The sequence below is a fragment of the Delftia sp. genome (genome assembly GCF_059499305.1).
Genome location: NZ_JCABYI010000020.1, coordinates 189607 through 204325 on the forward strand (window position 1 = coordinate 189607; position 14719 = coordinate 204325).

14 protein-coding genes and 2 riboswitches are annotated in these 14719 nt (G+C 68.2%); of the genes, 8 read left to right on the plus strand and 6 right to left on the minus strand.

Annotated features, from left to right (window positions below; translation table 11 throughout):
* Positions 1-29 precede the first annotated feature (29 nt).
* Positions 30-404 carry a glycine cleavage system protein GcvH gene (gene gcvH / locus AC5I49_RS11700; protein WP_012206130.1) on the minus strand — a complete coding sequence of 125 codons (375 nt, stop codon included), beginning with the start codon at positions 402-404 and terminating at the stop codon, positions 30-32.
* 135 nt (positions 405-539) lie between these two features.
* Positions 540-1673, minus strand: coding sequence for a glycine cleavage system aminomethyltransferase GcvT (gcvT, locus tag AC5I49_RS11705; protein ID WP_495789379.1), 1134 nt, complete (start codon positions 1671-1673; stop codon positions 540-542).
* A gap of 58 nt (positions 1674-1731) precedes the next feature.
* Positions 1732-1850, minus strand: a riboswitch (glycine riboswitch).
* Positions 1851-1865: 15 nt separating this feature from the next.
* Positions 1866-1977: riboswitch (glycine riboswitch) on the minus strand.
* A gap of 169 nt (positions 1978-2146) precedes the next feature.
* On the opposite strand from gcvT, the gene AC5I49_RS11710 reads away from it, so the two are divergent.
* Positions 2147-3751, plus strand: a complete 1605-nt coding sequence (locus AC5I49_RS11710; protein ID WP_392444514.1) for a fatty acid--CoA ligase — start codon at positions 2147-2149, stop codon at positions 3749-3751.
* 15 nt (positions 3752-3766) lie between these two features.
* Here AC5I49_RS11710 and AC5I49_RS11715 read toward each other — a convergent pair whose 3' ends face one another.
* Positions 3767-4696 (minus strand): LysR family transcriptional regulator, encoded by a 930-nt coding sequence (locus AC5I49_RS11715; protein WP_461608111.1) that lies wholly within the window; start codon positions 4694-4696, stop codon positions 3767-3769.
* Positions 4697-4794: 98 nt separating this feature from the next.
* On the opposite strand from AC5I49_RS11715, the gene AC5I49_RS11720 reads away from it, so the two are divergent.
* The gene (locus AC5I49_RS11720) at positions 4795-5286 is read left to right on the plus strand and encodes a DMT family transporter (protein WP_313282487.1); all 492 of its coding nucleotides are present in this window, start codon (positions 4795-4797) and stop codon (positions 5284-5286) included.
* A 51-nt stretch (positions 5287-5337) separates the two neighbouring features.
* Here the strand turns inward: AC5I49_RS11720 and AC5I49_RS11725 are convergent, their stop codons facing one another.
* Complete coding sequence (locus AC5I49_RS11725; protein ID WP_495789380.1) at positions 5338-6984, minus strand: sensor histidine kinase; 1647 nt, start codon at positions 6982-6984, stop codon at positions 5338-5340.
* 458 nt (positions 6985-7442) lie between these two features.
* Between AC5I49_RS11725 and AC5I49_RS11730 the strand changes: the two genes are divergently transcribed.
* The 3 genes from AC5I49_RS11730 to AC5I49_RS11740 all read left to right on the plus strand — a co-directional run bounded on the left by AC5I49_RS11730 (position 7443) and on the right by AC5I49_RS11740 (position 9113).
* Positions 7443-7898, plus strand: a complete 456-nt coding sequence (locus AC5I49_RS11730; protein WP_012206124.1) for an Lrp/AsnC family transcriptional regulator — start codon at positions 7443-7445, stop codon at positions 7896-7898.
* Positions 7899-7903: 5 nt separating this feature from the next.
* The gene (locus AC5I49_RS11735) at positions 7904-8671 is read left to right on the plus strand and encodes a helix-turn-helix domain-containing protein (protein ID WP_209668887.1); all 768 of its coding nucleotides are present in this window, start codon (positions 7904-7906) and stop codon (positions 8669-8671) included.
* Positions 8672-8756: 85 nt separating this feature from the next.
* On the plus strand, positions 8757-9113 hold the full coding sequence (locus tag AC5I49_RS11740) for a VOC family protein (RefSeq protein WP_016451512.1): 357 nt from the start codon (positions 8757-8759) through the stop codon (positions 9111-9113).
* Between the two features lie 50 nt (positions 9114-9163).
* Here the strand turns inward: AC5I49_RS11740 and AC5I49_RS11745 are convergent, their stop codons facing one another.
* Complete coding sequence (locus tag AC5I49_RS11745) at positions 9164-10645, minus strand: amino acid permease (RefSeq protein WP_016446321.1); 1482 nt, start codon at positions 10643-10645, stop codon at positions 9164-9166.
* Between the two features lie 257 nt (positions 10646-10902).
* Complete coding sequence (locus AC5I49_RS11750) at positions 10903-11793, minus strand: LysR family transcriptional regulator (RefSeq protein WP_016446320.1); 891 nt, start codon at positions 11791-11793, stop codon at positions 10903-10905.
* Between the two features lie 91 nt (positions 11794-11884).
* Here AC5I49_RS11750 and AC5I49_RS11755 point away from each other — a divergent pair, with 91 nt between their 5' ends.
* The 3 genes from AC5I49_RS11755 (at position 11885) to AC5I49_RS11765 (ending at position 14684) form a co-directional block, all read left to right on the plus strand.
* Complete coding sequence (locus AC5I49_RS11755) at positions 11885-13348, plus strand: MFS transporter (protein WP_034366161.1); 1464 nt, start codon at positions 11885-11887, stop codon at positions 13346-13348.
* Positions 13349-13408: 60 nt separating this feature from the next.
* The gene (locus tag AC5I49_RS11760; RefSeq protein ID WP_495789381.1) at positions 13409-14221 is read left to right on the plus strand and encodes an AraC family transcriptional regulator; all 813 of its coding nucleotides are present in this window, start codon (positions 13409-13411) and stop codon (positions 14219-14221) included.
* Between the two features lie 76 nt (positions 14222-14297).
* Positions 14298-14684: a cupin domain-containing protein gene (locus AC5I49_RS11765; protein ID WP_203400798.1), complete on the plus strand. Its 387-nt coding sequence runs from the start codon at positions 14298-14300 to the stop codon at positions 14682-14684.
* The last annotated feature ends 35 nt before the right edge of the window (positions 14685-14719 follow it).

Below are 14719 nucleotides of genomic sequence, written 5' to 3' on the forward strand. Positions count from 1 at the left end.
CTGGCGCCCGTCCTGGCCGGAAAGTGGCGTCAGTTGCTCTGGGCAAAGGCCGTGTAGGCGGCTTCGTCGAGCAGCGCGGCCAGCTGGCCTGCGTCGCTGAGCTTGACCTTGAAGAACCAGCCTTCGCCCAGCGGGTCGCTGTTGGCCAGGGAGGGGTCGTCGCGCAGGGCCTCGTTGACTTCGACGATCTCGCCGCTGACGGGCATGTAGACATCGGCGGCGGCCTTGACGGACTCGACCACGCCGGCCACATCGCCCTGGTTGAAGCTGGTGCCCACGGCGGGCAGGTCGACGAACACCACGTCGCCCAGCGCGTCCTGCGCGTGGAGGGTGATGCCGACGATGGCCGCGTCAGGGTTGGCGGCGTTGATCCACTCGTGGTCCTTGGAATACTGGATGCTCATGGCTTGCTCCGATAGAAACTGAAAAGAAACCTGTGAAAGGCGGTTTGAGAAAGGTCAGTGCGCACTGTAGCGGCATGCGATGGCAGGAAAAACGAATCCGCCGAACTCGATCCACGCCAAGCGCGCAGGCTGTCCTCAACCGCGGTGATAGCGGGGCGCCACGAAGGGCGTGGCCTGCACCTGCATGGGCACGGCCTTGCCGCGCACCATGGCCTGCAGCGTGGTGCCGATGGCGGCGCTGCCCGGCTCCACATAGGCCAGTGCCACGGGCTGGTTCAGCGTGGGCGACAGCAGGCCGCTGGTGACCTGGCCGACCTTGCGGCCGCCGGCATCCAGCAGTTCCGTGCCTTCGCGCACGGGCACGCGCTCCAGGGCCACCAGGCCCACGCGCTTGCGCGTGAGCAGCTCGGGCGATTGCAGCTGGGCCAGCACGGTGGCCGCGCCGGGAAAGCCGCCTTCGCGCTCGCCACCTGCGCGGCGGACCTTCTGCACGGCCCAGTTCAGGGCGGCCTCGGCCGGGGTGGTGGTCGTGTCCAGATCGTTGCCGTACAGGCACAGGCCGGCTTCCAGGCGCAGCGAATTGCGCGCGCCCAGGCCCACGGGCCTGACTTCGGGCTGGGCCAGCAGGGCACGGGCAAAGGCCTCGGCGTGGCTGGCGGGCAAGGAGATCTCGAAGCCGTCCTCGCCGGTATAGCCGCTGCGCGCGATGTACAGCTCGGCCCCCTCCCAGTCGAAGTGGCCGCCTGTCATGAACACCAGGCCGGCCGTGTCGGGCAGCAGGCGCTCCATGGCGGCTGCGGCCTGCGGGCCCTGCAGCGCCAGCAGGCCCCGGTCGAACTGGGGCTCGATTTCACAGCGCTGGCCGATGCGGGCCTGGATGTGCGCCAGGTCTTCATGCTTGCAGGCGCCGTTGACGATCAGGAACAGGTCGTCCTCGCGGCGCACGAACATCAGGTCGTCCAGAATGCCGCCCGCCTCATTGAGCAGCAGGCCGTAGCGCTGGCGGTGTTCGCCCAGGCCCAGCACGTCCATGGGCATCAGCGACTCCAGCGCGGCCCCGGCGTCGGCACCGCGCAGGCTGATCTGGCCCATGTGCGAGACATCGAACAGGCCTGCCGCCTCGCGGGTGTGCAGGTGCTCGGCCATCAGCCCCTGCGGGTATTGCACGGGCATGGAGTAGCCGGCAAACGGCACCATGCGCGCGCCCAGTTCCTGGTGCAGGTCGAACAGCGGGGTCCTGAGCAGATCGGTGGTGGAGGCAGCGGACAAGGAGGGCTCTCTTTCAGGCAAGGAACAAGGCATAACGCCATCCCGGTCCTCCGGGATGTGCTGCCCTGCTGTCCGCTTTACCTGAGAGATTCACCCGCACCTTCCATGCGTGGGGCTTGCTCCTTCGGTGGATGGGGCACACCGCCGTGCCCTGCATCTCTCTCCAGCTAGGAACGCCTGCGGCCGTGGCGGCAGGCGGTGCCAGTCCTTTTGCCTGAGCGTTCGGGGCGAACCCTGCGCCTTCGGCGGTGCCGCTGCCTGCGACCGTTGCGGCCGGGCGGGCACTCTCTCCTGACCGGCGCATTCTAGCTGCGGCCAGCGTCCGCGCGGCTTCGGGATTTCCGCGGGCCGGCTGCAACTCCATGCGCTTGCCTGCATGGATGCATTTGCAAATTGCATAACTGTCTAAAAAATCTCCTACATTGAGGTGCATCGATATATGAAATCTCGTGAGCGAGAAGGAAGAAGCGCACATGCAGCAGACGCTGGGAGACACATTGGCCTGGCCGGCACGTTACCTGCCGAACAAGGAAGCCCTGGTCGCGTGGGAGGGCGGCGAGCGCCGCGCCTGGACCTACGCCCAGCTCGATGCCGAAGTCAACCGCCACGCCCATGGCCTGGCCGAGCTGGGCATAGGCCATGGCGACGTGGTCGCCGCCTTCCTCTACAACACGCCGGCCTTTGTCTTCACCATGCTGGCGGCCGCGCGCCTGGGCGCCATCTTCAACCCCATCAACTACCGGCTGGCGGCGCAGGAGCTGGCCTTCATCCTCAAGGACGGCGCAGCGCGCGCCCTGGTCTTCGAGCACGAGGGCGGCGAGGTGGCCGCACGCGCCCAGGCCCTGCTCAAGGCCGAAGGCGGCGGCACTGGCGCAGGCATCGAGCACTGGATCTTTGCCGACGATGCCCCGGCCGACCCGCTGCCGGTCTGGGCCACGCAGCGCCTGTCCGCCCTGGCCAGGGGCCGCAGCAGCGCGCCGCCCCAGGCCCATGTGCGCGAGAGCGACCCCTGCATCCTCATGTACACCAGCGGCACCACGGGCCGGCCCAAGGGCGTGCTGCATACGCACCGCAGCAAGCTGGCGCACAACGCCCTCATGCACCAGACCATGCAGTTCACGCGCGACGACGTGGGCCTGGCCATGGCGCCGCTCAACCACACGGCCGAGCTGCACACCAGCTTTCTGCCGCGCCTGCAGGCCGGCGCCACCCAGGTGCTGCTGCGCCGCTTCGACGTGGCCGAGGCCTGGCGCCTGATCCGCGAAGAGCGCGTGAGCTTCTTCTTCGCGGCGCCCACCATGATCACCATGCTGCTGGCCGACCCCATCGCCTCGCCTGAGCAGGCGCCCGCGCTGAGGCTGGTGGAGTACGGCGGCGCCTCCATGGCGCCGCACCTGATCCGCGAATGGACGCGCAAGGTCGGCAGCGACCTGGTCCAGGTCTACGGCACCACGGAAATGGGCCCCTGCATGTCCGTCCTGCTGCCGCGCGAGCAACTCTCGCACGCGGGCTCGGCCGGGCTGCCCTCCATGGGCCATGACCTCATCGTGGCCCGCTTGCGCGAAGACAACGCCCCCACCGACCCGGCCGAGGCCTGCCTGCCCGGCGAGGTGGGCGAAATCCTCGTGCGCGGCCCCTGCATGATGGCCGGCTACCTCAACCGCCCCGACGCCAACACCCGCGCCCTGGCGCACGGCTGGTACCACACGGGCGACCTGGGCCACATCGACGACGACGGCTACCTCTGGATCCGCGACCGCATCGACTACATGATCAATTCGGGCGCCGAGAACGTCTATCCCCGCGAAGTGGAAGACGCCCTGGTCGAGCATGCCGATGTGCTCGAGGTCGCCGTCATCGGCGAGGCCGACGAGCGCTGGGGCCAGATCGTCGCCGCCCACGTGGTCGCCAAGCCGGGCGCCACGCCCACGGCCGAGGCGCTGGACGCCTTCCTGGTCCACGGCGACCGCCTGGCTGCCTACAAGCGCCCGCGCCGCTACCACTTCCGCGAAGCCCTGCCCAAGACGGCCAGCGGGAAGATACAGAAGCAGTTGCTGAGGGTGGTGGTGGCAGCCTGAGGCTGCGGCCTGCGCTTACTTCTGTGTTTGCCCCTGCGCAGTGCAGCACTGCGCCATCGAGTTGCGCAGCCACCGATGCATGGCATCCCCCTGCTTGCGCACATGCCAGGCCTGCTGGTAGGCAAACCGGGGCAGCTCCAGCGGCGGAGCGAAACGGCGCAGCGTTTTGTGGCGGCGCAGGTCACCGATGGCGCGGCTGCCCACGGTCAGCACGAGGTCGGTGCCTGCCAGCACCTCCAGCGCCGCGCTCCAGTGGGGCAGGGCCAGCACCACGCGGCGGCTCAGGCCTTGGGCGGCCAGCGCCCGTTCGATCTCCTCGCTGGCGTCGGGCCGCATGGCCAGCATGACGTGCGGGCGCTGCAGCCAGTCCTGCAGTGACAGCCCGCCGCGTGCCGGCAGCACGGCCTGGTCGGCCACGCTCACGAACTGTTCCTGGAACAGATCCTGCACCTCGATGCCCTCGGGCAGGTCGGGTGCGTCGGGGAAGGGGCCCAGGGCCAGGTCCAGTTCGCCATCGGCCAGCTGGGCCAGCATCACCTCGCGCGTGGACTGGCTGATGGCCAGGTCCAGCCCGGGTGCGTGCTGGCGCAGATGCCGCATCAGCGGCGGCAGCACGATGCGTGATGCGTAGTCCGACAGCGCCAGCCGCAGCCGTCCGCGTGCGTGGGCCGGGTCGAACTCCGCCTGTGCCAGCAAGCCGTTGAGGCTGCCCAGCGCATCCGCCAGCGGTTGCACCAGGCCTTGCGCGCGTGCCGTCAGCGCCATGCGGCCACCGCGCCGCACCAGCAACGGGTCGCCCAGGTGCTCGCGCAGCTGCGCCAGCGAATGGCTCATGGCCGGCTGGCTCTTGTGCAGCCGCAGGGCCGCGCGCGTCACATGTTTTTCGGCCAGCAGGGCGTGCAGGGCCAGCAGCAGGTTGAGGTCGATACGGCGCAGTTCATCCATGCCATGAATATAGACCGTGCACACAAATGATTTCCATCAACGTGCTGGATGCGAGAGCATGCAGGCATCGATTGACAGAAGAAGAAAGGTCTTGCCGCATGACAGGTAAAAGCACATTCACCGCCCTTGCTCCCGTGGCCCTGGCGCTGCTGGCGGGGGCTATCCTGCCATTCCAGGCTGCCAGCAATGCCCTGGTGGGCCGCCTGCTGGGCCACCCGCTGTGGGGCGCGCTGGTCTCGCTGGCCGTGAGCGTCATGGTCGTGGTGCCTGCACTGTGGGTGCTGCGCGCGCCCGCTCCGGCCATGGCCCAGGCGGCAGCGGGGCCATGGTGGCTATGGATAGGCGGTGTGCTGGGTGCCATCTATGTGGCCAGTGCGGCGGCCGTGACACCCAAGCTGGGCGCAGGCGGCTTCCTGGTCTGCGTGGTGGCGGGGCAGATCGTGGTCTCGGTGCTGGTGGACCATTTCGGCCTGATGGGCCTGGGCGCCAGGCCGGTCAATTGGTCGCGGCTGGCAGGGGTGGCGCTGATCCTGGGCGGCGTGTTCCTGGTGGTGCAGGGCGGGACGGCCCGTGCAGCGGCGGCCCCATGAGCGCCGCGAGCACGCCCTGCTTCAGGGGCGAAGGCCCCGGCCTTGCCCGCGTCAGGCGGGCATGCCCGGCGGCACGGCGGCCGGCCTTGCCGCTGGCGGACGTTCCTGGCGGGCATCTGCCGTGCCGGGCAGGAACCGGCCCAGCCGGATGACAAAGCAGGCCCCGCCTCCGGCAGCCGGCTGGAAGAACGCGTCGCCTGCGTGCAGCCTGGCGATGCGCCTGACCACGGACAGGCCCAGGCCATGCCCGTTGACGTGCCGGGTGGCGCTTGCGCGTTCATAGGGCTCGAAAACCTGTCTTGCCGCTTCGGGCGCAAGGCCCGGTCCCTGGTCGCTGACGGAAATCAGCAGGCCACCGGACGCATCGCAGCGGGCGGCCAGGGTGATGTCGCCCGCCTTGGCATATTTGATGGCGTTGCCGACAAGGTTGGAGATGGCGATGCGCACCAGGACAGGGTCGCATTGCCATTGCTGCGGGCCTTGTTCCAGATCCAGTTTCAGGCGATGCCGCCGGGACCAGCCGACGAGCTCTGCAGACTCCTCCAGGAGTTCATCCAATGGCGTCTGCTCCAGTTGCAGCCGGAACGCGCCCGCGTCCAGCCGGTCGTTGATCAGGCAGGTGTCCACCAGGGTCATCAGCCGGCGCGAAGCCCTGCGTATCTGCGACGCCTGCTCGATGAGGGAGTCCGCGTCCGTCGTCGGGAACGTCTGCAGCTCGGTCGCGGCGCCGTCCACGATGGTGAGCGGGGTGCGGAACTCGTGGTTGATCATGTTGAAGAACTGGCGCTGTTCCAGCCGCATCTCCCGCTCGCTGTGCAAGGCCGTCTGCAGGGCCTGCTGGGCCGTTTGCAGCTGTGCGGTGCGCTGCAGCACCTTGGACTCCAGCTCGCGCTCGGCCGCCTGGGCGCGTGACAGGGCCTGCATCCGCTCACTGCGCAGGGCGCGCTCCGCCACCCGCGTGCGGTTGGTCACCGCCATTCCCAGCAGGATGGCCTCGGAAACACGCCCGGCAAACCACAGCATCTGGGCCGATGGCAGCGCGACATCGGGCAGCAGGCCCTGGGTTCTCAGCAGGTTCAGGATGCCCAGGGCGGATGGCACGGCAAACGCCAGCGCGCCCGGCAGGTATTGCCACTGCCTTCGGACCACCAGCAGGTACAGCACGAAGACGGCGCCGAATGATGTGGACACCAGGGCCGTGAACACCACGGCACGCGAGATCTGCGCATAGCCACCCAACAGTGCCAGGCCCAGTGCGATGGCATTCAGCCAGGCCACCACGCTGAAGAGGTGCGCAGCCCAGATCCAATGGCGGCGGAACTCGAACAATTGGCTGAAAAACACCGTCGCCACCACACAGAAGCTGCAGTAGGCGATGGACAGCGCATGCTGGGGCTCGTCGGCGCCGGGCAGCCACAGGCCTTCGGGCCGGTAACGGAAAGCAGCGTAGGCAAAACCGGCTGCCAGGAGCGCGGCGCAAAGAATGTAGAGCCTTTCCCTGAGCCAGCACCACAGGATCAGGCTCATCAGCGTGATGGCCAGGGCCGAGCCCATGTACGCGTAAAGCAGCATGGCGGCCGGCGCCATGCTCCTGCCGGGAAAGACCGCGATGCCCTGGGCTGCCTGGGGGTTGGGCAGCCAGCGGGTGAGCAGTGCCAGAAGCGCTGCGGCTGCCAGGGCTTGCGCCAGCCATCGCATTGCAGAATCCGTTGGCCAGTGCCTCCGGCGGCCTTCGGTGGGATTGTCTTGGGTGTGGATCAAGGGGCCGATTGGTTGATGTGGCGAGCGCCCATGCATGCCCGACGTCAGGGTCAGTGCATGGGCGTGCACGTTTGCGGGAGGCATTGTGCACCGGCCGCCGTTGCGGGAAAGCGCTGCCGGGTGTCTGCGGATGCCTGCCGGGTGCCCCAATGCAACAGGCCGCCCCACTGCGGATAAGCGGGGCGGCCTGTAACGGGTTCCTGAGGGGATCACGCATCCGGGCGCTGGCGGTAGTCGGCGGGGCTGGGTGAATGGTTTTGCTGCGCCGGTAAGCGTGCTCCCATGCAGACAAGTGTGCGCGTTTGGCCTCAGAAAATGCTGCTTTATTTCTTCAAAACAGGCGTTGCTACAGAAAATTATTCTGCACCTGCCTGTTTTGCAGTAGATTGCCGGCCATGGACATCCTCGACAGAAAGATTCTTTCCGCCCTGCAGGCCAACGCGCGCGCCAGCCTGCAGGAAATCGGCGCGGCCGTGGGCCTGAGCGCCTCGCCCTGCTGGGCACGCATCAAGAAGCTGGAAGAGGCGGGGGTGATCGAGGGCTATACCGTGCGCCTGAACCCGCTGGCGCTGGGCCTGGGCGATACGGTGCTGGTGCAGGTCACGCTGGACAGCCATTCGGACAACACGCTGGAGAAATTCGGCGAGATGCTGGCGACCATTCCCGAGGTGGTGGAGGCGCACCTGGTCTCGGGCGAGTACGACTACCTGCTGCGCGTCGTCGTCAAGGACACGCGCGACTACGAGCGCCTGCTGCGCGAGAAGCTCTACAAGATCAAGGGCATACGCCACAGCCAGTCCAGCTTTGTGCTGCGCACGCTGAAGAAGGCGGACCTGCCGCTGGGGGTCTGAAGTCCATGCCCTCTGGCCAGGCGCCGCCGCCCGCTCCCTACCGCGAACACTCCCCGCCGCCCGCCTTGCAGCCGCACTTCCAGTGCCTGTGGAGCAGCACCGTGGCCCCGGACTATGCCGGCGGTTTTCTCGTGGTGCCCGATGGCTGCGTGGACATCGTCTGCAAAGGCGGGCGGCTGCTGGCCGTGGGGCCTGACAGGGTGGCTGCGCGGCCTGCGCTGGTGCCGGGGTCCGAGGTATGGGGGGCGCGCTTCGGCCCCGGTGCGGCCAGCGCCTGGCTGGGCCTGCCCATGGACGAGATCGTGGGGCAGGCGGTGGAACTGGGCGATCTGCTGGGGCCGCGCGCGCGGGAGTGGTTGCATCGCATCAACGATGCGCAGCCGGGCGCAGGGCAGGCCGTGTTCATCCATGGACTGGTGCAAATGGGCCGCGACGCCCCGGAGCCCGACCGGCAGGCCATGCAGCTGTTCGGTGTGGCGGCTGCAGCCGGGCGGGACGAATCCGGTGTGCTGGCCGCCATGCGCGCGCAGCTGGACATGTCCGAGCGCAGCCTGCGCCGCCTGTGCCACGCGCAGTTTGGCTACGGCCCCAAGACGCTGGAACGCGTGCTGCGCTTTCAGCGCCTGCTGGCCCTGGCACGGTCTGACCGGCAGGCAGGTCTTGCGGCCCTGGCGGCGGAGGCCGGCTATGCGGACCAGGCGCATCTGTCGCGCGAGGTGAGGGCGCTGTGCGGCATCACGCCCCGCGCTGCCCTGCAGCAACTGCTGGATTGAGCGGCCCGGCTGGCCGTTTTGTTCAAGATGCCATGCCCCTGCGTGGCCGATGATGGCGGCCTACCGACATTCAATGGAGCATCACATGGGCATCAGGGGCAACAACCACCAGATCGACAACATCGAATTCAACGTGGCCGACATCGCACGCAGCAAGGCGTTCTACGGCGAGGCCTTCGGCTGGACCTTCACAGACTATGGGCCGAGCTACACCGAGTTCAGCGACGGCCGGCTGACGGGCGGCTTCACCACGGGCGAGGAGGTGCGGCCCGGCGGCCCGCTGGTCATCCTCTACGCCGACGATCTGGCCGAGGCGCAGCGTCGCGTGCAGGCGGCCGGGGCCGTAATCAGCCGCGCGGCGTTCGCGTTCCCGGGTGGCCGCAGGTTCCACTTCACCGATCCGGACGGCTACGAGCTGGCCGTGTGGTCGGCCGATGCCTGAAAGACGACAGCCCGCATCTGCGGGCTGTTTTCATGGGGACTGGGAGGGCGTCAGTCGACGTTGGAGCCCAGCTGCATGTCCTTGTACTGCACGATGTGCGTGCCCTTGACCAGGCGGTAGCCGCCCCAGATCAGCAGGAACAACGGCAGGCCGATATAGGTGGCGACCACGCCGGTCCAGTCGATGCGGTCTGCCATGAAGGCCTCGTAGTTCTGGCCCAGCGTGATCACCATGCACAGCACGAAGGCGAAGATGGGGCCGAACGGGAACCACGATGCACGGTAGGGCAGCCGGTTCAGGTCCAGGCCCTGGGCCTCGTAGCCCTTGCGGAAGCGGTAGTGGCTGATGGCGATGCCCAGCCAGGCGATGAAGCCCGTCATGCCCGACAGATTCAGCAGCCAGATGTAGACCAGCTGGGGGCTGAAGATGTTGGTCAGAAAGCACAGCGCAGCCACGACCGTGGTGGCCAGCAGGGCCATCGTGGGCACGCCGCGCTTGTTGACGTACGAGAACATGCGCGGCGCCATGCGCTGGCAGGCCAGCGTGTAGAGCATGCGCGTGGAGGCGTACATGCCGGAGTTGCCGGCCGACAGCACCGAGGTCAGCACCACGGCGTTCATCACGGCGGCGGCCGACAGCAGGCCCGCGCGCTCGAAGACCAGGGTGAAGGGGCTGACGCTGATGTCGCCCAGGTCGTTCTTGAGCAGTTGCGGATCGGTGTAGGGGATCAGCAGGCTGATGACCAGGATGGCCAGGACGTAGAACAGCAAAATGCGCCAGAACACCTGGCGCACGGCGCGGGGCACGTTCTTGGCGGGGTTCTCGGATTCGCCAGCGGCAATGCCGATCAGCTCCGTGCCCTGGAAGGAAAAGCCCACGATCATGGCCACGCCGATCAGCGCCGAGAAACCGCCTGCAAAGGGCGCATCGCCCTGGCTCCACAGGGCAAAGTTGCCCCAGATGCCTTCAGGCGCGCCGCCCCGCACGATGCCCAGGATCATGAGCACGCCCACGCCGATGAAGAGGATGACGGTGGTCACCTTGATGGCGGCGAACCAGTACTCGGCCTCGCCGAAGCCTTTGACCGAGATGGCGTTGAGGCCGAACATGATGGCCAGGAACAGGGCGCTCCACAGCATGCCGTTGCCGTCGGGGAACCAGTAGGCCATGACCAGCTGGGCGGCCACCAGGTCCACGGCAATGGTGACGGCCCAGTTGTACCAGTAGTTCCAGCCCAGCGCGAAGCCGAAGCCTTCGTCCACGTAGCGCGCGCCGTAGGTGGCGAACGAGCCCGAGACGGGCAGGTTCGCGGCCATTTCGCCGAGGCTGGTCATGAGGAAGTAGACCATCAGGCCCACGATCATGTAGGCCAGCAGGGCGCCGCCGGGGCCGGCCTGCGAGATGGTGGCGCCCGAGGCAACGAAGAGGCCGGTGCCGATGGAGCCGCCGATGGCGATCATGGACAGATGCCGCGCCTTGAGTTCGCGCCTGAGTGCGGTGGGAGCGGCGTTCTTGGAGTTGTCTGCTGCCATGGATGTGTCGATGGTTGGATCAGATCCCGCGTGGCCGCTGGCCGGCGCGGGGGCAGGAATGCAAAACAGGTAAAAACAAAAGAGCCGCGCTGTCGCGGCCCCATCAAGGTGCATGCACCACGAAAAGGCGTGATTGTCCGAGAACGCAGCCATCGTGGAAAGGCAGCAGTTTAATCTCCCTTCACCCGCATAAGCCGATCTGAATCAGCACCCACTGTGTGTGCGGCGCCACGCCAGCTCGGCTGGCCGCTGCCGCCTCACCACTGTGTCTGCGCCAGCAGCAGTTGTGCCAGTGCCTTGATGCGCGGCGAAGCCTGGCGCGTGCGCGGGTAGACCAGGGACAGCTCGCGGGCGCGGCCTTCGTGCTGGGGCAGCAGCCGCACCAGCCTGCCCGCCTGCAGGTGCTCGCGCACCGCGAACTCCATGACCTGGGCCACGCCCAGGCCGCCCAGCGAGCCTTCCACCAGCGGATCGCCGCTGTCGAAGGTCACGGTCTGCGGCGCCGGCCAGTCCAGCATCTCGCCGTTGCCCGCCAGGAACTGCCAGGGCACGCGCCGGCCCAGGTAGTGGTTGTAGACGGCCATGCAGCTGTGCTGTGCCAGCTCCTGCAGCGTCTGCGGCGTGCCGCGCGCCGCCAGGTAGGCGGGCGAGGCCACGGTCACCCAGCGCAGCGGCGGCAGGGCGCGGGCGATCATGCGGCTGTCTGCCAGCGGGCCGATGCGCACGGCCGCGTCAAAGCCTTCTTCCACCATGTCCACCATGCGGTCGGTGAAGCTGGTGTCGATCTGCAATTGCGGATGCTCGCGCAGCAACTGCCCCAGCAGCGGCACCAGCACGATGCGGCCCAGCATGGACGGCGCCGTCATGCGCAGCACGCCGCTGGGCGCGCAGCGCCGGTCGCTGACCAGCTGGCGCGCCTCCTCCAGCCCGGCGATCAGCGGGGCACAGCGGTCCACCAGCGCGCAGCCGTCTGGCGTGAGCGACACGCTGCGCGTATTGCGGTGCAGCAGCCGCGTGCCCAGGTCTTTCTCCAGCTGCGCCACGGCGCGCGATATGCGGGACTGGCTGGTGCCCAGCAGGCTTGCCGCCTGGGTGAAGCTGCGGCTTTCGGCCACCTTGATGAGCAATTGAACGGCGTTGAGGTCCATGGCGATGGCAGGTTTGATTGATTCGATTTTGCATAAGAAAAATGAATATCTGATGTTTATCTTCAGAAATGCATTAATTAGGATCGCTCCCATGCTTGTGAACGACTCCCCCGCTGGCGCCCTGCGCCACCCGCGCGCCGCGCTGGCGCTGCTGTCCCTGTCCCAGTTGCTGATTGCGCTGGATGCCACCATCGTCTTCGTCGCGCTCGACGCCATGGGCCAGCAGCTGCAGATGGATGCGCACCACCTGCAATGGGTGGTCAGTGCCTACAGCGTGGCCTTTGGCGGCTGCCTGCTGCTGGGCGGGCGCTGTGCGGACCTGCTGGGCAAGCGGCGCATGTATGTGGCGGGGATGGCGCTGTTCGGCCTGGCCTCGCTGGTCGGCGGCTTCGCCTCCCAGCCCTGGCAACTGGTGCTGGGCCGCGCAGGGCAGGGCGTGGCCGGGGCGCTGCTGTTTCCGGCCACGCTGTCGCTGATCAACACCTTGTATGCGGCCGGGCCCGAGCGCAATCGCGCCCTGGCCGTGTGGAGCATGGCGTCGGCCGGCGGGCTGGCGGCCGGCGCGCTGCTGGGCGGCGTGCTCACGCAGACGCTGGGCTGGAACTGGGTGCTGTGGGTGCTGGTGCCCGTGGCCTGGCCGTGTGCCATGGCGGCGCTGCGCTTTCTGCCGCCCTCGGCCCAGACCGGGCGCGCCGCGCCGGGCCAGGGCTTTGATCTGGCCGGCTGCCTTAGCGTGACCGTGGGCAGCAGCCTGCTGGTGACGGCCCTGGTGCAAGGCCCTGAATGGGGCTTTGCCAGCGCCGCCACTCTGGGGACGCTGGCCGTGGCGATCGCGGCGTTGGCGCTGTTCTGGCGCATCGAGGCCCGCATCGCCTCGCCGCTGATGCCGCTGTCCCTGCTGCGCGTGCCCAGCCTGCGCTCGGCCATGCTGCTGACCATGATCTTCATGAGCAGCTTTGGCGTGCAGTACTACTTTCTGGCGCTGTACTTCCAGCAGATCTACGGCTGGAGCCCGCTGCAGGCCGGCCTGGCCTTCCTGCTGCCCACGGCGGTCTGCACGCTGGGCATCCGCTGGGCCGAACACTGGCTGCACCGCTCCACGCCGCGCACCGTGCTCATGGGCGGCTGGGCCGCAGGCACCCTCGGCCTGGCCTACATGGCCTGGGCGCTGCCGCTGGGTGGCAGCTATGTCTGGCTGGTGCCCGGCTTCGTGGTGCTCAGCCTGGGCCAGGGCGCGTGCTGGACCGCCATGTGGGTGGTGGCCGGCCAGGGCGTGGTGGCTGCGCAGCAGGGCGTGGCCTCGGGCATTGCGGCCACGGCCCAGCAGGTGGGCGCAGCAATGGGGCTGGCCTTGCTGGTGATGGTGGCCACGGCGCCGCTGGCCGGCATCACGGCGCCCGATGCGCTGCGCGAGGCCACGGCCCGGGGGCTGCAGCAGGCCGAATGGGGTGCCGCGCTGATCGCGCTGCTGGGGTGGGTGGTGTCGGCGGCCATGCGCCGCTCACCGGCAATCCAGTCCGTGCCGGGCGCGGAGCAGCCTGCCTGCTCGCCTTGAGGTCACTGGCCCGCAGTTACCATCTGCGGCGGCTTTGCACACCCCTCACCACCAACCCACATGGCAGAAACGAGCATCTCCAGCGACTGGGTCCGGCATTCGCAGCTGGGCGCAGGCCTGGAGCGCATCGAGGCCTACTTCGGCGGGCACGGCTATGCGCCCCACAGGCACGACACCTACGCGCTGGGCCTGACGCTGTCCGGCGTGCAAAGCTTTGCCTACCGCCGCAGCCAGCGGCACAGCCTGCCCGGTGGCGCCATGGTGCTGCACCCTGACGAATTGCATGACGGCCACGCGGGCACCGACGCGGGCTTTCGCTACCGCATGGTCTATGTGGAGCCGGCCCTGATCCAGCAGGTGCTGGGCGGCAGGCCCTTGCCTTTCGTCGAGGGAGGACTTTCGGCTGATCCCCGGCTCAAGGCTGCGCTGCTGCCCTTGCTGCAATGCCTGGACGAGGACCTTGAGCCGCTGGCACGCGACGATTCCCTCTACGACCTGGCGCTGGCCCTGGAGGCCGTGGCCGGGCGGCGCAAGCTCAGGCGTCTGCCGGACCTGGTGGCCGTGGAGCGGGCACGCGCCTGCATCCATGATTCGCTGGAGCAGGGCGTAACCCTGGAGGCGCTGTCCCAGGCCAGCGGCCTGGACCACTGGCGGCTGTGCCGGGATTTCCGCGCGCTCTACGGCACCAGCCCCTACCGCTACCTGAGCATGCGCCGGCTGGACACCGTGCGGCGCCTGCTGCTGGCGGGGCAGCCCGTGGCCGAGGCTGCCCTGCAGGCCGGGTTCTTCGACCAGAGCCACATGGCACGCCAGTTCGCCATGGCCTATGGCGTGCCGCCCGCACGCTGGCTCAGGCGCCTGGGCGCGGCCTGAGCTGCACGATTGTGCAAGACCGCAGGGAAGGCGCTTCCTAGCATGGAGGCTTCACACGCTTTCATAAGGTCTGCCCATGACGTTCCCCGTTGAAAACCGCCCCTGCGAGGCCATCAACTTCCCCGACAAATTCAGCCGCTTCACCGGCCAGTGGAGCCCCCGCGTCGTTGCCGAAATGAACGACTACCAGTTCAAGATCGTGCGCGTGCAGGGCGAGTTCATCTGGCACTCGCATGCCGAAACGGATGAAGCCTTCCTGGTGCTGGACGGCGAGCTGCGCATCGACTTCCGTGATGGTCATGTGCTGCTGCGCCAGGGCGAGCTCTACGTGGTCCCCAAAGGCACGGAGCACAAGCCCAGCGCCGAGCGGGAAGCCCGCCTCATGCTGATCGAGCCGCGCGGCGTGCTGAACACCGGGGAGGAAGGCGGCGAGAGGACGGCGTCCAACGATGTGTGGGTTTAGCGGGCTGGCGGTTGGCTGTCGCCGGGATGGCCGGC